Below are 24,232 nucleotides of genomic sequence, written 5' to 3' on the forward strand. Positions count from 1 at the left end.
AAGGTTTCGCAAAAGGCGAAACAAGCAAAGCACTATAATAACTAAAGGCTAATTAATGGTTTTTTGCGCAGGAACAGGCTTTAGCAGATCCGCGGCAACGGTTCGCTATGCGGCAGATCAAGCGTGCGCTTCACGCCGTAGAGCCCGCAAAGCCGCACGCCCGCGCTGGCGGTGACTTCGCCGACTATCGCGGCGTCACGCCCCAGCGGATGCGCCTTCATCGTCTCCAGCGCCTGTTGCGCCGCTTCCCGCGCCACGCCAATCACCAGCTTTCCTTCATTGGCGAAGTTAAGGGCGTCCAGTCCCAGCAGCTCGCACACGCCGCGTACCGACGGCTTAAGCGGCAACGCCTTCTCCTGAAGCGCCATGCCGCAGCCGCTGCTGGCGGCGAACTCATGCATCACCGCGTTAACGCCGCCGCGGGTGGCGTCGCGCAGCGCTTTCACTCCCCGGATCGGGCACAGCGCCTCAATCAGCGGCGAGAGCAGGGCGCAGTCGCTCGAAAGCGCCCCTTCAAGCCCCAGCTCCTCACGCAGATTAAGGATAGTGGCGCCATGGTCGCCGAGCGTGCCGGAAACCAGCAGCAGGTCGCCCGGCGTCAGCGAAGCGGCGCTCCAGTGAATCGTCGCCGGAATCGCCCCCAGCCCGGCGGTGTTGATAAAAAGCTTATCCGCCGCGCCGCGCGGCACCACCTTGGTATCGCCGGTCACAATCTCTATCCCCGCTTCGCGGGCGGTTGCCGCCATGCTGTTCACCACGCGCTCAAGCGTCGCCAACGCAAGCCCCTCTTCAAGAATAAAGCCGCAGGAGAGCCAGCGCGGGAGCGCGCCGCTGACCGCCACGTCGTTAGCCGTGCCGCAGACGGCGAGCTTGCCGATATCGCCGCCGGGAAAAAAGAGCGGGTCGATGACGTAGCTGTCAGTGGAAAACGCCAGGCGATCGCCGCGCGCGGTGAGCTCCGCAAGCGGCAGGCGTGCCTGATCTTCCTGTTCGTCAAGCCAGGGATTAGCGAACGCCCGCATAAAAAGTTGGCCGATTAACTGCTGCATCGCCTGGCCGCCGCTGCCGTGGGCGAGGGTAATGGTGTTCATGCTTCACACTCCTGAGAACGGTACTGATACCACGCCGCGCAAGCCCCCTCTGAGGAGACCATCAGCGCGCCGAAGGCGTTTTGCGGGTTGCAGCGCGCGCCGAACAGCGGGCACTGCGCGGGTTTGCAGCGCCCGGTCAGCACCTCGCCGCAGCGCGCCTGCGGGTCATCGCTGACCTGGTGCTTACGGGGCGCAAAGCGGGCCTCGGCGTCAAAGCGTTGGTACGCTTCGCGAAGCTTGACCCCCGAGCCGTTTATCACGCCGAGCCCGCGCCATTCGCTGTCGCCTTCCACACAAAAAACATCATCAATAGCGTGCTGCGCCGCCGGGTTGCCCGCGTCCGGCACCACGCGGCGGTACTGGTTTTCCACCCGGCTCCGCCCGGCGATTTTCTGCTCCACCAGCATCAGCACGCCCTGCAGCAAGTCCATCGGTTCAAAGCCCGCCACGACCAGCGGCCGCTGATATTGCGTGGCGATAAAATCGTAGCGGGCGATGCCGATAACCATGCTGACATGCCCTGGTGCGAGAAACGCATCGATGCCGTTATCCGGTTGCGAAAGCAGGCTGGCAAGGGTTGGGATCAGCGTGATGTGCTGACAGAAGAAAAAGAAGTTTTCCACGCCGCGGGCTTTCGCCTGCCGAAGCGTCAGGGCGGTGGCGGGCATGGTGGTTTCAAAACCCAGGCCGAAGAACGCCACGTCGCGCTGCGGGTTTTCTTCGGCAATCTTCAGCGCGTCCAGGGGCGAATAGACGATGCGCACATCCGCGCCGCGCGCTTTCGCCTGCAACAGCGAGCCGTTTTTCCCCGGCACCCGCAGGGCGTCGCCGAAGGTGCAGAAGATAACGCCAGGGCGCTCGGCGATTTCAATGCAGCTGTCGATGCGCCCCATCGGCAGTACGCAGACCGGGCAGCCGGGGCCGTGAATAAACTCAACGTTCTCTGGCAGCAACTGGTCCAGCCCGAATTTGAAAATGGCGTGGGTGTGTCCGCCGCACACCTCCATAATGCGCAGCGGCCGTTCAGCGCTCCAGGGCAGCCGCGCCGCCCGCTCGCGCAGCCTGTCGATAAGCTGCATTACCCGCTGCGGCTCGCGGTATTCATCCACATAGCGCATCAGCATGCCTCCTCGCCGTAGAGCAGCGGGCCGACGTCCGGCTCCACGTCAAACATGTTTTGCAGCGCATCGAGGGTATCCAGCGCCTCTTGTTCGTTAATCAGGCTCATGGCGAAGCCGACATGCACCAGCACCCACTGGCCAAGACGCGGCGCGCCATGTTCGTCATGGGTGCCGACAAGCGTAAGATCCACCTCGCGCTTCACGCCGCTGACCTCAACGCGGGCGAGGTTACCCTCGCCCAGTTCGCAAATCCGCCCGGGAATGCCTATGCACATCGCTGCGCCTCCAGCCAGGCGAGCCAGGCCTCCATGCCGTCGCCTTTGGTGGCGGAAACCAGCAGGATGTCGATATCCGGGTTGACCTCGCGCGCGCAGGCCAGACATTTTTCCACGTCGAAATCGAGGTAAGGCAGCAGGTCGATTTTATTCAGCAGCAGCAGCGAGGCGGCGGCGAACATGTGCGGATATTTAAGCGGCTTGTCTTCGCCCTCGGTCACGGAGAGCACCGCCACCTTATGCCGTTCGCCAAGATCGAACCCCGCCGGGCAGACCAGGTTGCCGACGTTTTCAATAAACAGAATGCCGCCATCAGCGAGGGGGAGCCGGGTCATGGCGTCGGCCACCATCTGCGCATCCAGATGGCAGCCTTTACCGGTATTCACCTGAAGCGCGGGGGTGCCGGTCGCGCGGATGCGCTCGGCGTCGTTCACCGTTTGCTGGTCGCCTTCAATGACGGCACAGGCCGTTTTACCGTGCAGCCGCTTCAGGGTTTCCGTCAGCAGGGTGGTTTTGCCGGAGCCGGGGCTGGAAACAAGGTTTAACCCCAGCTGTCGCCGTTCGTTCAGGCGCTGGCGGTTGCGCTGCGCCAGCCGGTTATTTTTCTCCAGCACATTAATTTCAATCTCCACCATCTTGCGCTGGCTTAGCCCCGGCGCGTGGGTGCCCGCTTCGCCGCGTCCGTAATGCAGATCGCCCTGCGGGGCGACGGCGGGGATAAACAGATTAACGTTGGTGATAGCGGCCTGAGTGCGGGCTGCCGGAACGAAGGGGGCGGCGCGAAACGCCGAGTGGGGGTTGCGTTCATCCCCTTCGATATAAAGGTTGCCGTGTTCGCAACCGCAGGTGGTACACATAGCTACTCCTGTTCGATTTCCAGGCGTTTGATCTGCACGCCGTCGTCCGCGACGATGCGCAGGTTCACGCCGTTACACTGCGGACAGCGCCTGACGCGCTGGGTCAGCAGATGAACATGCTGCTCGCAGTCATGACACCAGCACTCCGCCGCCTGTTGCGCCAGATGCAGCGCGCAGCCTTGCGCGCAGGTATCGCGGCACACCAGCTCAAAGCAGAACGCCAGCGCGCTTTGCTCAACGCAGGAAAACGCGCCGATTTCCAGCCAGACGCCGGTCACCCGCCGCGCGCCGAGCCGCTGCGCCTGTTGTTCAATAATTTCTACCGTCCGCTGGCAGAGGGTGAGTTCATGCATAAAACCTCCGAAGCCATGGGCCGACGCCCTGGACGGGCAATGCAATAACGGTGCCAGAGGAAAAACGGTGTCGGCAGAAAGGGTGTCGAGGCTGTCGAAATGACACGTCATGACAGCGCACAGACGCTGTCATTCTAAATAAAGTCATTAAAATACAATGGGATAAAAAATGGCACGGTTCATGCTAAACGGGACTGCTACCCGTAAATGAGAGTTACGCCATGATCCTTTCCGAACTAAGCCAGAAAGCAGAATTTATCGCGGATCGTCACCGCAGCCTGCAGTCGCACTGGCATACCTACTGCAATACCCTGGTCCAGGCCATCACCCTGTCGAAACATAAGCTGCATCACGCCATGGGCTGCGAGCCGCAGACCGGGCTCAGCTTCTTTCTCTTCGACCACTTCGTTATTCGCGTGGAGCAGGCCGAAGGCTTTAACTGCCACACCATTAACTATCTCGTGGAGAGCCGCGACGGGCGTGAGCAGGCCTGCATCGCCAGCGCCCGGCTGGACCAGAACGGGCTGCTTGATGGCGCGGTGGATATCCGCGACCGCGAGCGCGTGCTTGAGCATTACCTCAATAAAATCAGCGCCGTGTATGAGGGGCTGTATGAGGCGGTGCAGGGCGATGCGCCGCTGCGCATCAGCGCGCTGCTGGCGAACCCACGCAAGCCTGACGTGGCCTGACACGTTTACGTGTCGGCGACTGTCGACGTCGACACATTTCGTCAAAAATGTCTCACCTGAGGAATGACTGGTGAATCGTTTTATCCTTGCTGACTCTTCGCTCTGCATCGGCTGTCGCACCTGCGAAGCCGCCTGCGCAGAGACCCATCGCCTGCACGGTCTGCAGTCCCGACCGCGCCTGCAGGTGATGCGCAATGAAAAAGACTCCGCGCCGCAGCTTTGCCGCCACTGCGAAGATGCGCCTTGCGCCCAGGTCTGCCCGGTAAACGCCATTAACCGCGAGGCGGGGGCGGTCCAGCTCAATGAGAGCCTGTGCGTAAGCTGCAAGCTTTGCGGTATTGCCTGCCCGTTTGGCGCGATTGAATTCTCCGGCAGCCGTCCGTTGCATGTTCCCGCCAACGTCAACAGCCCGAAGGCGCCCCCTGCGCCCCCGGCGCCGGCCCACGTCGGCGCTTTTCTCGACTGGACGCCCGGCATACGCGCCGTGGCGGTGAAGTGCGATTTATGCGCCTTTGACGACGCGGGCCCGGCGTGCGTGCGCACCTGCCCGACCAACGCGTTAAGGCTTGTCGATAACCACGACATCGCCCGCGCCAGCCGCCGCAAACGCGAGCTGACGCTCTATTCCGACTTCGGCGATCTGTCGCAGTTGCCTGACATAAGCAGAGGAAACGCATGAGCATCGTGACTTTACTGAATGGGGCGCTGGCGATATTTCTCGGCGGCGCGCTGCTTTCGCTGCTGCTGCGCCCGCATAAGCCGCTGAGCGCGTTCGTCGCGGCGGCGAGCGGATTGCTCGGCAGCCTTGGCGCGCTGACGGCGGGGGCGCTGGTGCTGGGCGAGCTGCGCCCGGCGACCATCGCTGCGCTTGGCATAGGGCACTTCACCGTACAGTTGGGGCCGCTCAACAGCGTCTGGCTGCTGGCTTTTGGCCTGCCGGGCTTTTTTGTCAGTCTCTTTCAGCTTGCGGGCGATCGCCCGGGCGCGCCGCGAACCGAAGGCTGGCTGCTGAACCTGCTGCTGGCCGCCGCCACGCTTGCGGTCACCGCGGATAACCTCGCCACCCTGGTGGTCATGGCGGAGATAATGAGCCTTGCCGCCGTTTTTCTAACCGGCGAGAGCGGCGCAGGCAAGCTCTGGTTCGCGCTCGGGCGCTGCGGCACGCTGCTGCTGATTTTCGCCTGCGGGCTGCTGTGGCGACAGTATGGCACGCTGAACTTTACGCAGTTGCATGAGCTCACCGCCCCTCAGCCGCTCGGCGACGGCGTTCGTCTGCTGGGGCTTGCGGGCTTTGGCTTGCTGGCGGGCCTTGTGCCGCTGCATGGCGGCGTCGTGCAGGCGCATGCCCAGGCGGGGAGTCCGGCCGCCGCGCTCTTTTCTGCCGTGGTGCTGAAGGTGGGGCTTTACGGCCTGCTGATGATGTCGCTCATCGACAGCGCGCTGCCGCTGTGGTGGGGCGTGCTGGTGATGCTGCTTGGCATGCTGACCGCCTTTATCGGCGGGCTTTACGCGCTGATGGAGCACAATATCCACCGCCTGCTGGCTTATCACACGCTTGAGAATATCGGCATTATCCTGCTGGGCCTTGGCGCGGGCCTCACCGGCCTGGCGCTTCGCGAGCCGGTGCTGATTGCGCTCGGCATGACCGGCGGTCTTTACCATCTCTTTAATCACAGCCTGTTCAAAACCACGCTCTTTCTGGGCGCGGGCGCGGTGTGGTTTCGCACCGGGCATCGCGATATCGAAAAGCTCGGCGGCATCGGTAAAAAGATGCCGGTTATCTCGCTCGCCATGCTGGTGGGGCTGATGGCAATGGCGGCGTTGCCGCCGCTGAACGGCTTCGCCGGGGAGTGGGTTATCTATCAATCTTTCTTCCGCCTGGGTCAGCTTGCGCCGTTTGCCGCGCGCTTGTGCGGGCCGTTGCTGGCGGTGGGTCTCGCCATTACCGGCGCGCTGGCGGTGATGTGCATGGCGAAGGTGTACGGCGTCACCTTCCTTGGCGCGGCGAGAACCGCAGAGGCGGAAAACGCGCAGCCTGCGCCCTGGCCAATGACGCTGAGCGCGGCCCTTTGCGCGCTCTGCTGCGTGGCGGGCGGCGTTGGCGCGCCCTGGCTGCTGCCGCTGCTGCATAACGCCGTACCGCTGCCGCTGGTCACCGCTCACACAGGCGTTGCTCAGCTGATGATAACGCTGCTGCTGCTCGGCTCGCTGCTGCTGCCGTTCCTGCTGCTGACGCTGCTGAAAGGCGACAGGTTGCCCGCCCGCACCCGCGGCGGCGCCTGGGTCTGCGGCTATGAGCATGAGTCGGCGATGGTGATTACCGCCCACGGCTTCGCCCAGCCGGTGAGAGCCGCCTTCGCGCCGGTCATCGCGCTTCGTCGTTCCATGAGTCTGGTGGCGCCGGGCTGGCGCAACGCCAGTCCTGTGCTGTGCCGCCGCCTGGCGGTTATCGAACTGGCGGTGCTGCTGGTTGTTGTCATTTCACGGGGAGTCTGAAATGCAGAACGTTATTTTCCCTCTGGCGCAGGCGCTCATTCTTTTTGCCTGCGCGCCGCTGCTGTCCGGCGTCACGCGCGTCTGCCGCGCCCGGCTGCATAACCGCCGCGGCCCGGGCGTGATGCAGGAGTACCGGGATCTCTTCAAGCTGCTGGGCCGCCAGAGCGTGGCCCCGGCGGCCTCAGGATGGGTGTTCCGCCTGATGCCGCTGGTGATGATAGCGGTGATGTTCACCATCGCCACCGCCTTGCCGGTGGTGACGCTCGCCTCGCCGCTGCCCGGCGTTGGCGATCTCATCACGCTTATCTATCTCTTCGCCATCGCCCGCTTCTTTTTCGCCATCGCCGGGCTGGATACCGGTAGCCCGTTTACGGCGATAGGGGCGAGCCGCGAGGCGATGCTCGGCGTGCTGGTCGAGCCGATGTTGCTGCTCGGCCTGTGGACCGCGGCGCAGGTGGCGGGCTCGACGCATATCAGCCATATCGCCGCGATGGTTTACCACTGGCCCGTCGCCCACAGCCTGCCGCTGCTACTGGCGCTCGCCGCCTGCGCCTTCGCCACGTTTATTGAGATGGGCAAGCTGCCGTTCGACTTAGCCGAGGCGGAGCAGGAGCTGCAGGAAGGGCCGCTGTCCGAGTACAGCGGCGCGGGCTTCGCGCTGCTTAAGTGGGGTGTGAGCCTCAAGCAACTGGTGGTGTTGCAGATGTTTGTCGGCGTGTTTCTGCCCTGGGGGCAGATGCCGCATTTCAGCATGGGCGGCCTTCTGCTGGCTGTCGTCGCGGCGGTAGCGAAGCTACTGTCTGGCGTGCTCATCATCGCGCTGTTTGAAAACAGCATGGCGCGCCTGCGCTTTGGCGCCGCCTCCCGCGTCACCTGGGCCGGATTTGGCCTGGCTTTTTTAGCTGTCGTCTCCTTGCTGGCGGCGTGATAAGAGAACTGAACGATGTCTGAAGAAAAAGTGGGTCAACACTATCTGCGCGCGCTGCACGAGGCGTTTCCTGGCGTGGTGCTGGATGAGGCCTGGCAAACCCGCGACCAGCTCACCGTGACGGTGAAGCTCAATTATCTGCCTGAGGTGGTGGAGTTTCTCTACTACCAGCAAGGCGGCTGGCTGTCGGTGCTGTTTGGCAACGACGAGCGCAAGCTTTGCGGCAGTTTTGCCGTCTATTACGTGCTCTCCATGGAGCAGGGGACAAAATGCTGGATAACGGTGCGGGTAGAGGTGGATGCGAATAAACCGGAGTTCCCGTCCGTTACGCCGCGCGTGCCTGCCGCCGTCTGGGGCGAGCGCGAAGTGCGCGACATGTACGGCCTGGTGCCGACAGGACTGCCGGACGAACGTCGCCTGGTGCTGCCGGACGACTGGCCGGACTCGCTCTATCCGCTGCGTAAAGACAGTATGGATTACCGCCAGCGCCCGGCGCCGACCAGCGATAAAGAGACCTACGAGTTCATTAACGAGCTGGGTGACGCCAAAAACAACGTGGTGCCGATTGGCCCGCTCCATGTCACCTCGGATGAACCGGGCCACTTCCGGCTGTTTGTCGACGGCGAAAATATTATCGACGCCGATTACCGGCTCTTTTATGTGCACCGCGGCATGGAAAAGCTCGCCGAAACGCGCATGGGTTACAACGAAGTGACCTTTCTTTCCGACCGCGTCTGCGGCATCTGCGGCTTTGCCCACAGCACCGCCTACACCACGTCGGTGGAGAACGCGATGGGCATTCAGGTGCCGGAGCGGGCGCAGACGATCCGCGCCATTCTGCTGGAGGTGGAGCGGCTGCACAGCCATCTGCTGAACCTCGGCCTCGCCTGCCACTTCGTCGGCTTTGATTCCGGGTTTATGCAGTTTTTCCGCGTGCGCGAAACCTCCATGAAGATGGCGGAGATCCTGACCGGCGCGCGCAAAACTTACGGCCTGAACCTGATTGGCGGCATTCGCCGCGACCTGCTGAAAGAGGACATGATCCAGACGCGTCAGCTGGCGCAGCAGATGCGCCGCGAGGTTAAGGATCTGGTGGATGTATTGCTCAGCACGCCGAACATAGAGCAGCGCACCGTGGGCGTGGGGCGGCTCGACCCGCAGATCGCCCGCGACTTCAGCAATGTCGGCCCGATGGTCCGCGCCAGCGGCCATGCCCGCGACACCCGCGCCGATCACCCCTTTGCCGGCTACGGGCTGCTGCCGGTCGAGGTGCACAGCGAGCAGGGCTGCGATGTTATCTCGCGCCTTAAAGTGCGCATTAACGAGGTCTTCACCGCGCTTAACCTGATCGACTTCGGCCTTGATAACCTGCCCGGCGGCCCGCTGATGGTGGAAGGGTTTACCTATATCCCGAACCGCTTCGCGCTGGGCTTTTGCGAAGCGCCGCGCGGCGACGACATTCACTGGAGCATGACCGGCGACAACCAGAAGCTCTACCGCTGGCGCTGCCGGGCGGCGACCTATGCCAACTGGCCGACGCTGCGCTATATGCTGCGCGGCAACGCGGTTTCCGACGCGCCGCTGATTATTGGCAGCCTCGACCCGTGCTACTCCTGCACCGACCGCATGACGGTGGTGGACGTGCGCAAGAAGAAAAGCCAGGTGGTGCCTTACAAAGAACTGGAGCGCTATAGCATTGAGCGCAAAAACTCGCCGCTGAAATAGGGGAAGGCCCGCATGTTTACCTTTATCAAAAAAGCCTTAAAAACCGGCGTGGCGACCCGCGCATATCCGCTTGAGCCGATGCCGGTCGATAAAAACTTTCGCGGCAAGCCGCAGCATAACCCGCAGCAGTGCATCGGCTGCGCCGCGTGCGTGAACGCTTGCCCCTCCAACGCCCTGACGGTGGAGACCGACCTCGCGGCGGGGCAGCTCGCCTGGCAATTCAACCTTGGGCGCTGCATTTTCTGTGGCCGCTGCGAAGAGGTTTGCCCGACCGCGGCCATTCGCCTGACGCCGGAGTATGAGCTCGCCGTGTGGCGCAAGGAGGATTTTCTCCAGCAGGCGCGTTTTGCTCTCTGCCGCTGTCGCGTTTGCGCGCAGCCGTTTGCGGTGCAAAAGGAGATTGATTATGTGATTGCGCTGCTGGCGCATAACGGCGATGCCCGCGCCGAGCGCCACCGCGAAGGCGTTGAAACCTGTCCCGACTGCAAGCGCCAGCAGGGGCTTGCGCCGTCCGATCGCATCGATCTGACCCGCGAACTGAAGGAGGCCATCTGATGAATTTGCTCGGCCCTCGCGACGAGAACAACATTCCGACGCCGCTCACCGTTGATGAATCTATCGCGCGCATGAAAACGTCGCTGCTGAAAAATATCCGGCGCTCCGCTTACGTTTACCGGGTGGACTGCGGCGGGTGCAACGGCTGCGAGATTGAAATTTTCGCCACGCTTTCGCCGCTGTTCGACGCCGAACGCTTCGGCATTAAAGTTGTGCCTTCCCCGCGCCATGCCGACATTCTGCTCTTTACCGGCGCGGTGACGCGCGCCATGCGCTCGCCCGCGCTGCGTGCCTTTGAATCGGCGCCCGACCCGAAAATCTGCATCTCCTACGGCGCCTGCGGCAACAGCGGCGGCATCTTCCACGATCTCTACTGCGTGTGGGGCGGCACGGACAAGATAGTGCCGGTGGATGTGTATATTCCCGGCTGCCCGCCGACCCCCGCCGCCACGCTGTATGGCTTCGCCATGGCGCTGGGGCTGCTGGAGCAGAAAATTCATGCGCGCCTGCCGGGCGAAGAGGATAACCAGCCTGCGCAGATCCTGCACCCGGAGATGGTGCAGCCATTGCGGGTGAGGGTGGACCGCGCCGCGCGGCGGCTCGCGGGTTACCGCTACGGTCGCCAGATTGCCGACGATTTTATGCGCCACCTCGCAAACGGGCATAACAGCGTGGCGCGCTGGCTGGAGCAGGAAAACGATCCGCGCCTGAGCGAGATAGTGCACCGCCTCAATGAGGTGGTGGATCGGGAGCGCATCGGATGACGGAAAAGGTGGTATTCAGCCGACTCAGCCGCAAGTTTATCGACGAGAACGACGCCACGCCGCCGCAGGCGCAGCAGGTTATCTACTACAGCCTGGCGATTGGCCACCATTTAGGGGTGATCGACTGCCTGAAGGCGACGCTGGTCTGCCCGTTTGCGGATTATCAGACGTGGATCGGCACGCTTGAGCCGGGCGAGGCGCGGCGCAAGATGGAAGGCGTGCCGCGCTACGGCGAAATCGTTATCGACCAGAGCCATGTGACACTGCTGGCGACAGCGTTTGATGAGGCGCTGCCTCGCCAGAGCGCGTCGCAGCAGGCCTGGAGCCGTGAGCTGCTGAGCCTATTGCAGGCGATTCAACAGGAGCCGGCGGTCTACGTCATGGTAAGGAGGGATCGTGACTGACGTTTTGTTATGCGTGGGCAACAGCATGATGGGCGACGACGGCGCAGGGCCGCTGCTGGCGGAGAAATGCCGCGCCGCGCCGCGGGGAAACTGGCAGCTGATAGACGGCGGCAGCGCGCCGGAAAACGACATTGGCGCCATCCGCGCGCTGCGCCCGGACCGGCTGTTGATAGTCGATGCCACCGACATGGGGCTGAACCCCGGCGATATCCGGCTTATCGACCCGAACGACATTGCCGACATGTTCATGATGACGACCCACAACATGCCGCTCAACTATCTGGTGGAGCAGCTCCAGGACGCGGTGGGCGAGGTGCTTTTTCTTGGCATTCAGCCTGATATTGTCGGCTTTTATTACCCAATGACCGAGGCGGTGAAACGCAGCGTGGAGGACGTTTATCAGAGGCTGGCCGACTGGCAGGGGAGCGGGGGATTTGTTGCCCTCGGCGGGGAGGCGTAGCGCCAACCGCCGGGTTTGCTCTGTTGCCCCTTTGGGAAGAGGGTCGCAGGCGGCTCACGCGCTGAGCCTTACTCTCAGGATATATGCACGGGCAGTGAAAGGTTACGTTCGCCGGAGCATTGTTTTCATATGTACTCTTCCTTCACGCGAACGTGTTAAGGGGGCTCGCCGCCGCCCCCTTAACAATCCCGGCTCCCGGCACGCAAAATCGACCCCTTCGGGGCAGACCTTCCGTTCTGTCATCTGGCTTCGGGTCGGTCCTGACGGTGTATACTCGGCCCATCCATGGGCCTCGCCCCTTCGGGGCCAACGCTTTGCGTTGTTCAAAAACGCTCCCGGCGTTTTTGTCCCTGTGCCGACATGCCCTCGCACCGGGTCCGACCGGTGCGTCCCGGCCACCGTGAAAAAGCTGAGGCGATTTTGAGGCCGGATTTACCCTCCGCTTCGGCGTTTGATTCTGGTTACAGGAACTGCTTCGCTTTAATGGCATGCAGGAAGTATTGCAGGGCCAGTCAGCAAAGCGCCACTTGCTCTGCAATACGATACGTCCATGCCGTCCTTTCTCCTCAACCCGGCCCTATCCCCAGAGGGGCGAGGGGAAAAAAACCTCGAGTGGCGCTGCGTTTGCTCACCCTCCACACCATCAAAACGCATTCTGCCTTACAGCGACTCCTTCGTAACGCTTTTCATCAGCCTGTCAGCGATGGTGTTGCTCCGGCCTCAAAATCGCCTTCCGGGCGGGCAGCTGGCCGGGGCACGCCGGAGGGAACCGGCGTGAGGTCATGTCGGTGCAGGGATGCACCGTCAGGACCGACCCGAAGCCAGATGACAGAACGGAAGGTCTGCCCCGAAGGGGTCGATTTTGCGAGCCGGGAGCCGGGGTCGCCAGGGGGCTGGCGGCGAAGCCCCCTGGCACGTTCGCGTGAAAAGAGCTGACATATGAAAACAACATTCCGGCGAACGTAACTTTTCATCGCCCGCACATGTGCACGTCATAAAACGCCACCCGGTCCCGGGAAACCCAGCGTCTGCGCCCTCACCCCGACCCACTCTCCAAAGGGGCGAGGGAGAAAACCCACGAGCGGCGGCGAAGCCCCCTGGCACGTTCGCGTGAAAAGAGATGACATAGGAAAACAACATTCCGGCGAACGTAACTTTTCATCGCCCGCACATATGCATGTCATAAAACGGAATCCTTCATCGCCCGCACATATGCACGTCATAAAACGCCACCCCGTCCCGGGAAACGCAGCGCCTGCGTCCCTCTCCCCAAAGGCCCGAAGGAGAACACCCGCTAAATCTCACGCCTCGCTGACTCACCCCTTTCACCACGTCCACACTTCCGTGTGATGGCGCGCGTCGCAGAAGTGTCCGAAACTGCCTTTTCTGACCAGGAATCGTCCGAATAAAACCAGACGCAGCGCGCTTCGTATACAGTTGAAGAAGTGGAGGGAGAAACTGATGAACAGACACGATATCTATTCGTTAACTAATTTTGATTTTCTGGCTAGCAGTTTTGCCCGTATGAACGGACAAGGACGACACATCGATATTCGCGCCGTCACCGGTAATATGAGCAAGGAGCAGTCCGCCTGGTTTGTTGAGCGCTACAACTTCTACCGTATGCAGGGGCAGATGAAGGCAACGAAAGCCGCCCAGGCAGAAGCGGAGTTGTGGGCGTAAATTTCAGTTAAAAAAGACAAAGCGGGTACTGAAACCCGCTTTTTTGTTGCCCGCTTGCCGTCATTTTCTTCGTCATTAATGTCGATGACACGTTGCGCCAAACCCGCCTCTTAATTAAATTACTTTAAAATCAGCGATATAAAATCTGGCACGGATTGTGAATACCCGTGAGGGTTAACCCACAGCCGGAGACTATGATGAACCGCTTCATCATTGCTGATTCAAGTAAATGCATCGGATGCCGCACCTGCGAGGTGGCGTGCGTCGTTTCCCATCAGCCGGAACAGGACTGCGCCGCGCTGACGCCGCAAACCTTTCTGCCGCGCATTCACGTCATTAAAGGCGTGAATGTTTCTACCGCCACGATGTGCCGCCAGTGCGAAGACGCGCCCTGCGCCAACGTCTGCCCGAACGGCGCCATCAGCCGCGACGACGATTTTGTCCATGTCCACCAGGAGCGCTGCATCGGTTGTAAAACCTGCGTCGTCGCCTGTCCTTATGGCGCGATGGAAGTCGTGGTTCGCCCGGTGGTGCGCAACAGCGGGGCGGGCCTGAACGTGCTGGCGGAAAAAGCGCAGGCCAACAAATGCGACCTTTGCTATCACCGCGAAGAGGGACCCGCCTGCATTCAGGCTTGCCCGACCAACGCCATCGTCTGCGTTGACCGCAACAAGCTTGCCCAGCTTAGCGCCGAGCGTCGCCGCCGCGCCGCGCTGGACAACTTTACCCATCTGGCTTTTTAAGCCGCGCTTTCACCTTTTAACAGGTCTGTTACTGATGAAAAAAATCACCAGCGTTTGTCCGTACTGCGGTGCGGGCTGCAAACTGAAACTTGTCGTCGATGGCAACAAAGTCGTCCGCGCCGAGGCCGCGCCGGGCGCGACCAATGAAAACCAGCTCTGTCTGAAGGGGTATTACGGCTGGGATTTTCTTAACGATACCCGGTTGCTGACCCCGCGCCTGACCCAGCCGATGATCCGCTATGAAAAAGGCGGCAAGCTGCAACCTGTCTCCTGGGAAGAGGCTATCCGCTACACCGCGAAGCGCCTGGCGCAAATTAAGGCGGAGCACGGCCCGCGCGCCATTATGACTACCGGCTCCTCCCGCGGGACGGGGAATGAAACCAACTACGTGATGCAGAAGTTTGCCCGCGCGGTGATTAACACCAATAACGTCGACTGCTGCGCCCGCGTCTGCCACGGCCCTTCAGTGGCGGGCTTGCAGGCGACGCTTGGCAACGGCGCGATGAGCAACGCCATCAGCGATATCGAAAACTCCAAATGTTTGCTGGTGTTTGGCTACAACTGCGCCGATTCGCACCCCATCGTGGCGCGCCGGGTACTGAAAGCGAAGCAGAACGGGGCGAAGATTATTGTCTGCGATCCGCGCAAAATCGAGACCGCGCGTATCGCCGACCAGCATTTGCAACTGAAAAACGGCAGCAACATGGCGCTGGTCAACGCCTTTGGCTATGTGCTGCTGGAAGAGGAGCTTTACGACAAAGAGTATGTGGCGCGCTACACCGAAGGGCTGGAGGCGTATCGCGAGGCGGTGAAAGCGTACGCGCCGGAAGCGGTGGCGCACCTCACCGGCCTTAGCGCGCAACAGATTCGTCAGGCGATGCGCACTTACGCCGCCGCGCCGTCCGCCACCATCATGTGGGGTATGGGCGTCACCCAGTTCGGCCAGGCGGTTGACGTGGTGAAAGGGCTGGCGAGCCTTGCGCTGCTGACCGGCAACCTTGGGCGCGAGCATGTCGGCGTCGGCCCGGTGCGCGGGCAGAACAACGTGCAGGGCGCGTGCGATATGGGCGTACTGCCCGATTTTTTCCCGGGTTATCAGAAAGTCACCGACCCGCAGGCGCGCGAGAAATTCGCCCGCGCCTGGGGTATCGATCCCACCGCCATGGATGACCAGACCGGCGTGCGCATTACCGAGGTGCCGCATCTGGCGCTGCAGGGCAAAGTCAAAGCCTATTACATCATGGGGGAAGATCCGCTGCAGACGGAAGCGGATCTCGGCCTCGTGCGCGAGGGCTTCGCGGCGCTCGATTTCGTGGTGGTGCAGGACATCTTTATGACCAAAACCGCCGAAGTGGCGGACGTGCTGCTGCCCGCCACCGCCTGGGGCGAGCATGGCGGCGTGTTTACCTGCGCCGACCGGGGCTTTCAGCGCTTTGAAAAAGCCGTCGAGCCGCAGTATGACGTGAAGCGCGACTGGGAAATCATCAGCCTTATCGCCAGCGAAATGGGCTATCCGATGCATTACGACTCGAACCAGCAGATCTGGGACGAAATGCGCGAACTCTGCCCGCTCTTCTATGGCGTCACTTACGAAAAAATGGGCGATATGGGCCATGTACAGTGGCCGTGCCCGACGCTCGATCATCCCGGCACTCCCTATCTTTACCAGGACAACCGGTTCGCCACGCCGAGCGGCAAAGGACAATTGTTCGCCGCTCCCTGGCGTGCGCCCGCGGAACGGCCTGACAGCGACTACCCGCTGGTGCTCTGTACGGTGCGCGAAGTGGGCCACTACTCCTGCCGCTCGATGACCGGCAACTGCGCGGCGTTGCAGACGCTGGCCGACGAGCCGGGCTTTGTGCAGATGCATCCGCAGGATGCGGAAATGCTCGGCGTGCGGGATAGCCAGCTGGTGTGGGTGAGCTCGCGTCGCGGCAGGGTAATAAGCCGCGCCGAGGTCAACGAGCGCATCAACCCGGGCGCGGTTTATATGACCTACCAGTGGTGGATAGGCGCCTGCAACGAGCTGACCCAGGACAACCTGGACCCCATCTCCGGCACGCCGGAGACCAAATACTGCGCGGTGATGGTCGAGGCGATAGCCGATCAGCGCCAGGCGGAGAGCTTTGTGCAAACCACTTACAGCGGCATGAAAAACCGCCTGCGGGAGACCGTCGACGCGTAAGTGTTTCCTGATAGCGCGGGCCGTGTTGGTCCGCGCCTTTTTTTGACGACAAGATGAACAGCAACGGCACGGTTTTACGTATTCAGGGCAGGGTGCAGGGGGTGGGATTTCGTCCCTTTGTCTGGCAACTGGCCCACAAGCTTAACCTGACAGGCGATGTCTGCAACGACGCCGCTGGCGTCGAGGTGCGTCTGGCGGATAAAGAGGGGGCGTTTATCGCCGCGCTTTACGCCCATTGCCCGCCGCTGGCGCGCATTGACAGCGTGCAGGCGCAGGCGTTCCAGTGGCCGCAGCCGCCGCAGGGCTTCACCATCCGTGAAAGCGCGGGCGGCGCGATGCAGACGCACATCGTCCCGGATGCCGCAACCTGTCCCGACTGCCTGCGCGAGCTGAATGACCCGGCCAACCGCCGCTACCGCTATCCGTTTATTAACTGCACCCACTGCGGTCCGCGCCTTACCATCATCCGCGCCATGCCCTACGACCGCCCGCTTACCGCGATGGCGGATTTTCCGCTTTGCGCGGCGTGCGCCCGCGAGTATGCCGACCCGTCTGACCGGCGCTTTCACGCCCAGCCGGTAGCCTGCCCGCATTGTGGTCCGCAGCTTTTCTGGCGGGCGGGCGCGGAAAGGGCGCAGAAAGAGGCGGCGCTGCAGGCGGCCGTCGCGGCGCTGCAGGCCGGGCTTATCGTCGCGGTGAAAGGGACAGGCGGCTTTCACCTGGCCTGCGATGCGCAAAACCCGGCGGCGGTGGCGCGGCTGCGGGCGCGCAAGCGCAGGCCGGCGAAACCGCTGGCGGTCATGCTGCCAGACGCCGGCGGGCTGGCGCCCGCTATCCAGGCTCGCCTTTCCACCCCTGCGGCGCCCATCGTGCTGGTGGATAAACAGGTGTTGCCCGCGTTAAGCAGCGCCATCGCCCCGGGGTTGAACGAGGTGGGGGTGATGCTGCCTTCAAACCCGCTCCAGCATCTGTTAATGCAGGCGCTGGCGCGCCCGCTGGTGATGACCTCCGGCAACCTTAACGGCCGTCCGCCCGCATTGACCAATGAACAGGCGCTGGACGAGCTGGCGACGATAGCGGACGGTTTTTTGCTGCATAACCGCGACATCCTGCAACGGATGGATGACGCGGTGATGCGTGCCGATGGTGAAGTGCTGCGCCGCGCCAGGGGCTTCGTGCCGGACGCCATCGCGCTGCCGCCGGGCTTTCGCGAGGCGCCGCCCATGCTTTGCCTGGGGGCCGATCTGAAAAACACCTTTTGCCTGGCGCGCGGCGGCGAGGCGGTGCTGAGCCAGCACCTGGGCGACCTGAGTGAAGAGGGGGTAGAGGCGCAGTGGCGTCAGGCGCTCGACACCCTGAGCGACATGTATGACTTTCACCCGCAGCGGGTCGTCACCGACGCGCACCCGGGCTATCGCACCACGCAACTGGCGCAAACTATGGGGCTGCCCGTGCAGCGGGTGCTGCATCACCACGCCCATCTCGCCGCCTGCCTGGCGGAGCACCGCTGGCCTCTGGAGGGCGGGCCGGTTATCGGCCTCGCGCTGGATGGCATCGGCATGGGCGCGAACGGGCAGTTATGGGGCGGGGAGTGTCTGCGGGTGGATTACCGCCAGTGCGAGCGGCTGGCCGGCCTGCCCGCCGTGGCGCTGCCCGGCGGCGACCTTGCGGCCCGCCAGCCCTGGCGCAACCTGCTGGCGCAGTTTCTCGCGTTCGTGCCCGGCTGGCAGACGCTGCCGGAGGCCGCCGCGCTGCTGGCGAAACCCTGGCGGCCGCTGGCGCGCGCGGTAGCGCGAGAGGTGAATTCGCCGCGAGCCTCTTCCTGCGGGCGGCTGTTCGATGCGGTCGCCGCCGCGCTGGGCTGCGTGGGGGAGACGCAACGCTACGAAGGCGAAGCCGCCTGTCTGCTTGAAGCGCTGGCGACGCGGGGCGGGGCGGTAGCGCATCCGGTGACGTTGCCATTGGTGGAGGGCGAGCTGGACATGGCCGCCTTCTGGGCGCAGTGGCTGCGCTTCGATGCGCCCGCGTGCGCGCGCGCCTGGGCCTTTCACGACGCGCTGGCGCAGGGGCTGGCGACGCTTGCCCGCCACCACGCGCGGGCGCAGGGCCTGAGCGTTATCGCCTGCGGCGGCGGGGTGCTGCACAACCGGCTGCTGCGCGAGCGGCTCACTTTTTATCTGCGCGATTTCACGCTGCTGCTGCCGCGAGCGCTGCCCGCAGGCGACGGCGCGATAGCGTTCGGTCAGGCGGCGATCGCCGCCGCCACGTTTTCTTAACCCACAGGATAGCTTCGATGTACAGAACTCTGATAAGCAACAATCCGCGCGCGCTGGCGCTGTTCAGCGCCCTGATTTTCGCCAACCTGGCCGCCTGGAGCTGGGCGCTTTTCGCATTTCACAACAGCCCGACGCTGATGGCGGCAAGCCTGCTCGCCTGGGGCTACGGGTTGCGTCACGCCGTGGACGCTGACCATATCGCGGCGATTGATAACGTCACCCGCAAGATGATGCAGCGCGGCCAGCGACCGTTTGGCGTCGGCGCCTGGTTCTCGCTCGGCCATTCGAGCATTGTGGTGCTGGCCTCCATCGCCATCGCCGCCACGGCCGCCGCCATTAAAGACGATCTGACCTGGTTTCACGATGTGGGCGGCGTCATTGGCACTGCCGTTTCCGCCGCGTTTCTGCTGGCGATGGCGCTGGTGAACCTCGTGATTTTGCGCGGCGTCTGGCAAAGCTTTCGCAAGCTTAAACGCGGTGAAGCGCTGGCAGGCGATGAAGCGGCGAGCGGCGGCGCGATGAGCTGGCTTTTCCGCTCCGCCTTCGGGCTGGTGGGCAAAAGCTGGCATATGTATCTGGTGGGCTTTCTCTTCGGGCTGGGGTTCGATACCGCAACGGAAATCGGCGTGCTCGGCATCTCGGCCGCCAGCGCCAGCCATGGCATGTCGATGTGGTCGATTCTGGTTTTCCCGGCGCTTTTCACCAGCGGTATGGCGCTTATCGATACCCTCGATAATTTCGTCATGGTGGGCGCGTATGGCTGGGCCTTCAACAAGCCGCAGCGCAAGCTCTATTACAACATGACCATAACCGGCAGCTCGGTGGTGGCGGCGCTGTTTATCGGCGGGCTGGAGGCGCTGGGGTTGCTGATGGATAAATTCGGCCTGTCCGGCGGCCTCTGGGCCTGGGTGGCGCGGGTGAACGACAACCTCGGCGACGCCGGGTTTGTCGTGGTCGGTCTGTTTCTCCTCTGCTGGCTGGTCTCCTTTATTAACTATCGCCTGAAGGGCTATGACGCGCTGGCGGTGAGTTAAGCGTTCGACACGTCATTTTTGACGAAGGGCGGCGGCGCGACAGCGGTCGCGGCCCGATTTACGCGGCCTTCGCGCCTGTGGGCGGCTGGCACGGTTTCTGCATTAAGACATTCAGATAAGCAGGCCGAACCCGGTCTGCGGATTATTGAGCTAACTGGAGCACTACGGATGAAAAAAGTCGTCACGGTTTGCCCCTATTGCGCGTCGGGTTGCAAAATCAACCTGGTGGTCGATAACGGCAAGGTCGTTAAGGCGGAAGCGGCGATGGGGAAAACCAATCAGGGTGATTTATGCCTGAAGGGCTATTACGGCTGGGATTTTATTAACGATACCCAGATCCTCACCCCGCGCCTGAAAACGCCGATGATACGCCGTCAGCGCGGCGGCAAGCTGGAGGCAGTCTCCTGGGAGGAGGCGCTGAATTATGTGGCGGAAAAGCTTTCCGCCATCAAAGCGAAGTATGGCCCGGATGCGATTATGACCACCGGGTCGTCGCGCGGCACCGGCAATGAAACCAACTATGTGATGCAAAAATTTGCCCGCGCGGTTATCGGCACGAATAACGTCGATTGCTGCGCGCGCGTCTGACACGGCCCCTCGGTTGCAGGTCTGCACCAGTCGGTCGGTAACGGCGCCATGAGCAACTCCATCGTTGGCATTGAAAATACCGATTTAGTGTTTGTCTTTGGCTACAACCCGGCGGATTCGCATCCTATCGTCGCCAATCGTGTTATCAAGGCGAAGAAAAAGGGGGCGAAAATTATCGTCTGCGATCCGCGTAAAATAGAGACCGCACGTATTGCGGATATGCATCTGGCGCTGAAAAACGGCTCCAACATCGCGCTGCTCAACGCCATGGGCCACGTGATTGTGCAAGAAGAACTTTACGATCGCGCCTTCGTGGCCTCGCGCACCGAAGGGTTTGAGGAGTACTGCAAAATCGTTGAGGGCTATACGCCGGAATCGGTGGAAAGCATCACCGGCGTTAGCGCGGCGGATATTCGCCAGGCGGCGCGCATGTACGCGCAGGCGAAAAGTGCGGCGATCCTCTGGGGAATGGGCGTCACCCAGTTTTATCAGGGCGTTGAGACGGTACGTTCACTCACAAGCCTTGCGTTGCTCACCGGCAACCTCGGCAAACCGAGCGCGGGCGTCAACCCGGTGCGCGGGCAAAACAATGTGCAGGGCGCGTGCGACATGGGCGCGTTGCCCGATACCTATCCAGGCTATCAGTACGTGAAATTCCCTGAGCATCGCGAGAAGTTCGCGAAGGCCTGGGGCGTGGCGTCGCTTCCCGAGCACACCGGCTATCGCATCAGCGAGCTGCCGCACCGGGTGGCGCATGGCGAGGTGCGCGCGGCGTACATTATGGGCGAAGATCCGCTGCAAACGGATGCTGAACTGTCGGCGGTGCGTCAGGCGTTCGCGGATCTGGAACTGGTTATCGTGCAGGATATCTTTATGACCAAAACCGCCTCGGCGGCGGACGTCATCCTGCCTTCCACCTCCTGGGGCGAGCATGAGGGGGTTTATACGGCGGCGGACCGCGGCTTCCAGCGCTTCTTTAAGGCGGTGGAGCCGAAGTGGGACCTGAAAACGGACTGGCAGATAATCAGCGACATCGCCACCCGCATGGGCTACCCGATGCACTACAACAACACGCAGGAGATCTGGGACGAGCTGCGTCATCTTTGTCCGGACTTCTACGGCGCCACCTACGAAAAAATGGGCGAGCTTGGTTACATTCAGTGGCCGTGTCGCGATGAGTCGGACGCCGATCAGGGCACCGATTATCTGTTTGAAAAGGCCTTCTCGACGCCGAACGGCCTTGGGCAGTTCTTCACCTGCGACTGGGCGCCGCCGCTTGACAGGGTGACGGAGGAGTACCCATTAGTGCTTTCAACGGTACGCGAAGTGGGGCACTACTCGTGTCGTTCGATGACCGGCAACTGCGCAGCGCTGGCAGCGCTCGCCGACGAACCTGGCTACGCGCAGATTAACACCGCTGACGCGAAGCAGTTGGGCATTGAGGACGAAGCGCTGGTATGGGTGGTGTCGCGCAAAGGCAAGGTTATCACCCGCGCGCAGGTCAGCGACCGGCCCAACAAAGGGGCCGTTTATATGACCTACCAGTGGTGGATAGGCGCCTGCAACGAGCTGGTGGCGGAGAACCTGAGCCCCATTACCAAAACGCCGGAGTACAAGTACTGCGCCGTTCGGGTGGAAGCCATCGCCGACCAGCGAAGCGCCGAGCAGTATGTGATTGAGGAGTACAACAAGCTCAAAACCCGTTTGCGGGAGACCGCGCTGGGTTAATTGCGATAGCGTGAAAAGCGCGCGCCATCCCCTTTCGCCAGATAATGGACGGATTGAGTGGATTATCCGGCCTGATTTAGGCGCAGGGGATGGCGATTAATCGCAAGCTAAACACGTTGGTGCTTAGTGCACATGTATAGCCTGATCATCATCATTAAAAATAAACTGGGCCTCTTCTGCTGGCGATGCAGGCAGCTTCAGTTCGATGACGGGCACCCACACCGCGTTATCCGTGCTTTGCAACAGATCCCGTTGGTTATTCTGCGCGCTGCTCAGCCCGGAAGTACCGCTAATGTAGAAAAAAGCCTCGATCGGCAGAGTGCGTTGCATTCCCTGTGCCCAGGTCGCCAGACGCAATTCATTTTGCTCATTGAATGATTCATCGCTGATCAACGCCATGCTACGTATTGCCTGGTAGTATCCATCGGCACGGTCATAAACGCTGTTGCTGCGTGTTTCAAACCCGCACTGGTAAAGATGGCTTCTGCCGCCTTCCAGATAATGGTCGTACCATTGTTCGGCAGTATAGATATTTTGCTGCTGGCAGGGACCGCTTTGCGTCGGATACTGAGAGCTGGGCCCGCAACCGCTGTCGCTTCGGTATTCTGAAGCCGCATCGATGGGCCAGATGCAAAGCACGTCGATGGAGGTTGTCTTACCCGCCGGCGCGTTCATGAAAGGATAAAAAATATAGCCATTATTATAGGAGTAAGCGAGTTTATTAAATTTCGCATCTTTTCTTAGCCACGAAAATGAAACCCCGCCGCTTTCCTGAGAGGCAGGACTCGGGTCCCATGTATGGTATTGATCCGAATAAACATCGGTGCCGCGAATAAAGACGCCGGAACATAAATAAGCAGGCTGGGCCGAAGAGCCGCAATCAGCAGGGGTGGCGTTGTAACTGTCGGTTATAGCTTTCGCAATGTCTGGACCATTGGTTTGCGCGGCCTCGCTAAAATTAAATGGAGCCAGCGCAGCAAGTAAAATAATTACGGTTATTTTAAGTAGCATAAATCACCTTTAATAAAATGCTGTGTGAAGTTGTGGCCTGAAAAAGCCACGCTAATTATTTTAAACGAGAGCGTATTGTCAGCATTATCGGCAAAGCGCTCCCGCCTTTCTTTCAAGGTTAATGATGTATTGGTTTATTTAGCGAAAAGAAAATAAACGTGTTGTTTTATTAATGGCTTGTCGGCTCCGGAATAAGCTGATCGGCAGCGGAATAGCTGAACACGGCATTTCCCCCCGGCGACTGCGGCAGTGTTAATTTAATAACCGGCACCCAGATGTGGTTGGTGGTGGTGTTATAAAAATCCTGCTGATTTTTACGCGCGCTATCCAGACCGGAACTGCTTTCCACAATATAAAAGAACGCTTCGATGGGCAGAGAATCTTGTTTACCTTGCGCCCATGTAGCCAGCCGCAGCTCATTTTGCTCCGAGAAATATTTACTCTCGATTTTAGCCCTGCTCAAAATGCTTTGATAAAAGCCTGCGGCAGTGTCCTCGCTGCTATAGTCGCTGGTGGTAAAACCACACATATAAAGATGATTTTCCCCACCTTTTTCAAAATGGGCATACCACTGGTCTGCGGTGTAGATACCCTGCTCCTGACACGGCACGCTTTCTTGCGGGTAGTCGCTGGACGCGCCGCAGCCCGCGTCACTGCGGTAGACAGTCCATCCATCTACGGGGAAGGCGCACATAATATCAATGTTAGTGTCAATGCCTTCGTTGTCGGGCGCCCAGAAATAGGGATAAAAAATAAAGCCATTATTATAATCGTAAGCAACAGAACTGAATTTAGAATCAGCCCGTAAATAAGAAAAGGAAACCCCGCCGCTGGATTGCGATGAGGGGCTGGGGTCCCAGGCATGGAATTGCGTTGAAAAGACATCGGTACCGCGAATTAAGTTGCCAGAACATAAAAACGCAGGCGTACTGCTTGAGCCGCAATCCTTCTCGGTATCGGCATAGTCAGTATTAAGATATTCCGCCGTTTGTTGGCCGCTGGGTCTGGCCAGGCGGGCAGGGTGCGTTTTTAAATATTCTGCTTTGGCTTCTTTTAACGTCTGCGCTTGTGCACCGGTGGCGGCTAAAATAAGCGAGAGATACAGTGTGAAGGTAGACTTTTTCATAAGCTGTCCTTGGTAAATCGTGATTGTTATTAAATAAGGTCAAAGGTTTATTATAATGATCAGAGTTAAAGTTTATTCCGGGTTAGCGCCTCCTCGATTTAATTAAAAATAAAATGAGTATTATCTTTGCAAGTGAAAAT

The 24,232-nt window shown here is 60.9% G+C and carries 22 protein-coding genes; 15 read left to right on the forward strand and 7 right to left on the reverse strand.

Annotation, left to right across the window (positions count from 1 at the left end; genetic code table 11):
• Positions 1-80: 80 nt before the first annotated feature.
• Genes hypE through hypA form a run of 5 tightly spaced genes read right to left on the reverse strand, consistent with a single transcriptional unit; the run spans position 81 to position 3,697 of the window.
• Positions 81-1,091, reverse strand: a complete 1,011-nt coding sequence (gene hypE / locus IEX01_RS05020; protein ID WP_188723356.1) for a hydrogenase expression/formation protein HypE — start codon at positions 1,089-1,091, stop codon at positions 81-83.
• On the reverse strand, positions 1,088-2,209 hold the full coding sequence (gene hypD, locus IEX01_RS05025) for a hydrogenase formation protein HypD (protein WP_188723733.1): 1,122 nt from the start codon (positions 2,207-2,209) through the stop codon (positions 1,088-1,090). The genes hypE and hypD overlap by 4 nt, the downstream gene beginning before the upstream one ends.
• The gene (locus IEX01_RS05030; RefSeq protein WP_024559355.1) at positions 2,209-2,487 is read right to left on the reverse strand and encodes a HypC/HybG/HupF family hydrogenase formation chaperone; all 279 of its coding nucleotides are present in this window, start codon (positions 2,485-2,487) and stop codon (positions 2,209-2,211) included. Before IEX01_RS05030 ends, hypD begins: the two co-directional genes overlap by 1 nt.
• On the reverse strand, positions 2,478-3,344 hold the full coding sequence (gene hypB, locus IEX01_RS05035) for a hydrogenase nickel incorporation protein HypB (protein WP_188723357.1): 867 nt from the start codon (positions 3,342-3,344) through the stop codon (positions 2,478-2,480). The genes IEX01_RS05030 and hypB overlap by 10 nt, the downstream gene beginning before the upstream one ends.
• A gap of 2 nt (positions 3,345-3,346) precedes the next feature.
• Complete coding sequence (gene hypA, locus IEX01_RS05040; RefSeq protein ID WP_024559357.1) at positions 3,347-3,697, reverse strand: hydrogenase maturation nickel metallochaperone HypA; 351 nt, start codon at positions 3,695-3,697, stop codon at positions 3,347-3,349.
• 221 nt (positions 3,698-3,918) lie between these two features.
• Between hypA and hycA the strand changes: the two genes are divergently transcribed.
• From hycA to fdhF (IEX01_RS05115), 15 genes are all read left to right on the forward strand, one after another.
• On the forward strand, positions 3,919-4,386 hold the full coding sequence (hycA, locus tag IEX01_RS05045; protein ID WP_024559358.1) for a formate hydrogenlyase regulator HycA: 468 nt from the start codon (positions 3,919-3,921) through the stop codon (positions 4,384-4,386).
• A 70-nt stretch (positions 4,387-4,456) separates the two neighbouring features.
• Complete coding sequence (locus IEX01_RS05050) at positions 4,457-5,065, forward strand: 4Fe-4S dicluster domain-containing protein (protein WP_024559359.1); 609 nt, start codon at positions 4,457-4,459, stop codon at positions 5,063-5,065.
• On the forward strand, positions 5,062-6,882 hold the full coding sequence (gene hycC / locus IEX01_RS05055) for a formate hydrogenlyase subunit 3 (protein WP_188723358.1): 1,821 nt from the start codon (positions 5,062-5,064) through the stop codon (positions 6,880-6,882). The genes IEX01_RS05050 and hycC overlap by 4 nt, the downstream gene beginning before the upstream one ends.
• Position 6,883: 1 nt before the next feature.
• Positions 6,884-7,810: a respiratory chain complex I subunit 1 family protein gene (locus IEX01_RS05060; RefSeq protein ID WP_188723359.1), complete on the forward strand. Its 927-nt coding sequence runs from the start codon at positions 6,884-6,886 to the stop codon at positions 7,808-7,810.
• A gap of 15 nt (positions 7,811-7,825) precedes the next feature.
• The gene (locus tag IEX01_RS05065; protein WP_024559362.1) at positions 7,826-9,535 is read left to right on the forward strand and encodes a hydrogenase large subunit; all 1,710 of its coding nucleotides are present in this window, start codon (positions 7,826-7,828) and stop codon (positions 9,533-9,535) included.
• A gap of 12 nt (positions 9,536-9,547) precedes the next feature.
• A complete protein-coding gene (locus IEX01_RS05070; protein WP_024559363.1) occupies positions 9,548-10,090 on the forward strand; it encodes a formate hydrogenlyase complex iron-sulfur subunit in 543 nt (180 codons plus the stop codon).
• Entirely contained in the window at positions 10,087-10,854 is a 768-nt protein-coding gene (locus tag IEX01_RS05075) for an NADH-quinone oxidoreductase subunit B family protein (RefSeq protein ID WP_024559364.1), read from the forward strand. Before IEX01_RS05070 ends, IEX01_RS05075 begins: the two co-directional genes overlap by 4 nt.
• Entirely contained in the window at positions 10,851-11,258 is a 408-nt protein-coding gene (locus tag IEX01_RS05080) for a formate hydrogenlyase maturation HycH family protein (protein WP_024559365.1), read from the forward strand. Before IEX01_RS05075 ends, IEX01_RS05080 begins: the two co-directional genes overlap by 4 nt.
• On the forward strand, positions 11,251-11,718 hold the full coding sequence (gene hycI, locus IEX01_RS05085; RefSeq protein ID WP_024559366.1) for a hydrogenase maturation peptidase HycI: 468 nt from the start codon (positions 11,251-11,253) through the stop codon (positions 11,716-11,718). The genes IEX01_RS05080 and hycI overlap by 8 nt, the downstream gene beginning before the upstream one ends.
• 1,461 nt (positions 11,719-13,179) lie before the next feature.
• A complete protein-coding gene (gene glgS, locus IEX01_RS05090) occupies positions 13,180-13,401 on the forward strand; it encodes a cell surface composition regulator GlgS (protein WP_024559475.1) in 222 nt (73 codons plus the stop codon).
• A gap of 197 nt (positions 13,402-13,598) precedes the next feature.
• Positions 13,599-14,144: an electron transport protein HydN gene (gene hydN / locus IEX01_RS05095; RefSeq protein ID WP_024559476.1), complete on the forward strand. Its 546-nt coding sequence runs from the start codon at positions 13,599-13,601 to the stop codon at positions 14,142-14,144.
• A 34-nt stretch (positions 14,145-14,178) separates the two neighbouring features.
• Positions 14,179-16,329, forward strand: coding sequence for a formate dehydrogenase subunit alpha (gene fdhF / locus IEX01_RS05100; RefSeq protein WP_188723360.1), 2,151 nt, complete (start codon positions 14,179-14,181; stop codon positions 16,327-16,329).
• Between the two features lie 53 nt (positions 16,330-16,382).
• Complete coding sequence (gene hypF, locus IEX01_RS05105) at positions 16,383-18,605, forward strand: carbamoyltransferase HypF (RefSeq protein ID WP_188723361.1); 2,223 nt, start codon at positions 16,383-16,385, stop codon at positions 18,603-18,605.
• A gap of 17 nt (positions 18,606-18,622) precedes the next feature.
• Complete coding sequence (locus IEX01_RS05110) at positions 18,623-19,639, forward strand: HoxN/HupN/NixA family nickel/cobalt transporter (RefSeq protein WP_188723362.1); 1,017 nt, start codon at positions 18,623-18,625, stop codon at positions 19,637-19,639.
• Between the two features lie 168 nt (positions 19,640-19,807).
• On the forward strand, positions 19,808-21,955 hold the full coding sequence (gene fdhF / locus IEX01_RS05115; RefSeq protein ID WP_081708413.1) for a formate dehydrogenase subunit alpha: 2,148 nt from the start codon (positions 19,808-19,810) through the stop codon (positions 21,953-21,955).
• Between the two features lie 123 nt (positions 21,956-22,078).
• On the opposite strand, the gene IEX01_RS05120 is transcribed toward fdhF (IEX01_RS05115), so the two are convergent.
• Complete coding sequence (locus IEX01_RS05120; RefSeq protein ID WP_024560097.1) at positions 22,079-22,966, reverse strand: hypothetical protein; 888 nt, start codon at positions 22,964-22,966, stop codon at positions 22,079-22,081.
• Positions 22,967-23,135: 169 nt separating this feature from the next.
• On the reverse strand, positions 23,136-24,092 hold the full coding sequence (locus IEX01_RS05125; RefSeq protein ID WP_024560098.1) for a hypothetical protein: 957 nt from the start codon (positions 24,090-24,092) through the stop codon (positions 23,136-23,138).
• Between the last annotated feature and the right edge of the window lie 140 nt (positions 24,093-24,232).

The sequence above is a fragment of the Franconibacter daqui genome (assembly GCF_014644275.1).
Classification (GTDB): domain Bacteria; phylum Pseudomonadota; class Gammaproteobacteria; order Enterobacterales; family Enterobacteriaceae; genus Franconibacter; species Franconibacter pulveris.

Excerpts from the sequence above, each read along its gene's own strand:
- hypE (WP_188723356.1), bottom strand. The coding sequence starts at position 1,091 with ATGAACACCATTACCCTCGCCCACGGCAGCGGCGGCCAGGCGATGCAG.
- hypD (WP_188723733.1), bottom strand. The coding sequence starts at position 2,209 with ATGCGCTATGTGGATGAATACCGCGAGCCGCAGCGGGTAATGCAGCTT.
- IEX01_RS05030 (WP_024559355.1), bottom strand. The coding sequence starts at position 2,487 with ATGTGCATAGGCATTCCCGGGCGGATTTGCGAACTGGGCGAGGGTAAC.
- hypB (WP_188723357.1), bottom strand. The coding sequence starts at position 3,344 with ATGTGTACCACCTGCGGTTGCGAACACGGCAACCTTTATATCGAAGGG.
- hypA (WP_024559357.1), bottom strand. The coding sequence starts at position 3,697 with ATGCATGAACTCACCCTCTGCCAGCGGACGGTAGAAATTATTGAACAA.
- hycA (WP_024559358.1), top strand. The coding sequence starts at position 3,919 with ATGATCCTTTCCGAACTAAGCCAGAAAGCAGAATTTATCGCGGATCGT.
- hycC (WP_188723358.1), top strand. The coding sequence starts at position 5,062 with ATGAGCATCGTGACTTTACTGAATGGGGCGCTGGCGATATTTCTCGGC.
- IEX01_RS05060 (WP_188723359.1), top strand. The coding sequence starts at position 6,884 with ATGCAGAACGTTATTTTCCCTCTGGCGCAGGCGCTCATTCTTTTTGCC.
- IEX01_RS05065 (WP_024559362.1), top strand. The coding sequence starts at position 7,826 with ATGTCTGAAGAAAAAGTGGGTCAACACTATCTGCGCGCGCTGCACGAG.
- IEX01_RS05070 (WP_024559363.1), top strand. The coding sequence starts at position 9,548 with ATGTTTACCTTTATCAAAAAAGCCTTAAAAACCGGCGTGGCGACCCGC.
- IEX01_RS05080 (WP_024559365.1), top strand. The coding sequence starts at position 10,851 with ATGACGGAAAAGGTGGTATTCAGCCGACTCAGCCGCAAGTTTATCGAC.
- glgS (WP_024559475.1), top strand. The coding sequence starts at position 13,180 with ATGAACAGACACGATATCTATTCGTTAACTAATTTTGATTTTCTGGCT.
- hydN (WP_024559476.1), top strand. The coding sequence starts at position 13,599 with ATGAACCGCTTCATCATTGCTGATTCAAGTAAATGCATCGGATGCCGC.
- fdhF (WP_188723360.1), top strand. The coding sequence starts at position 14,179 with ATGAAAAAAATCACCAGCGTTTGTCCGTACTGCGGTGCGGGCTGCAAA.
- hypF (WP_188723361.1), top strand. The coding sequence starts at position 16,383 with ATGAACAGCAACGGCACGGTTTTACGTATTCAGGGCAGGGTGCAGGGG.
- IEX01_RS05110 (WP_188723362.1), top strand. The coding sequence starts at position 18,623 with ATGTACAGAACTCTGATAAGCAACAATCCGCGCGCGCTGGCGCTGTTC.
- IEX01_RS05120 (WP_024560097.1), bottom strand. The coding sequence starts at position 22,966 with ATGCTACTTAAAATAACCGTAATTATTTTACTTGCTGCGCTGGCTCCA.
- IEX01_RS05125 (WP_024560098.1), bottom strand. The coding sequence starts at position 24,092 with ATGAAAAAGTCTACCTTCACACTGTATCTCTCGCTTATTTTAGCCGCC.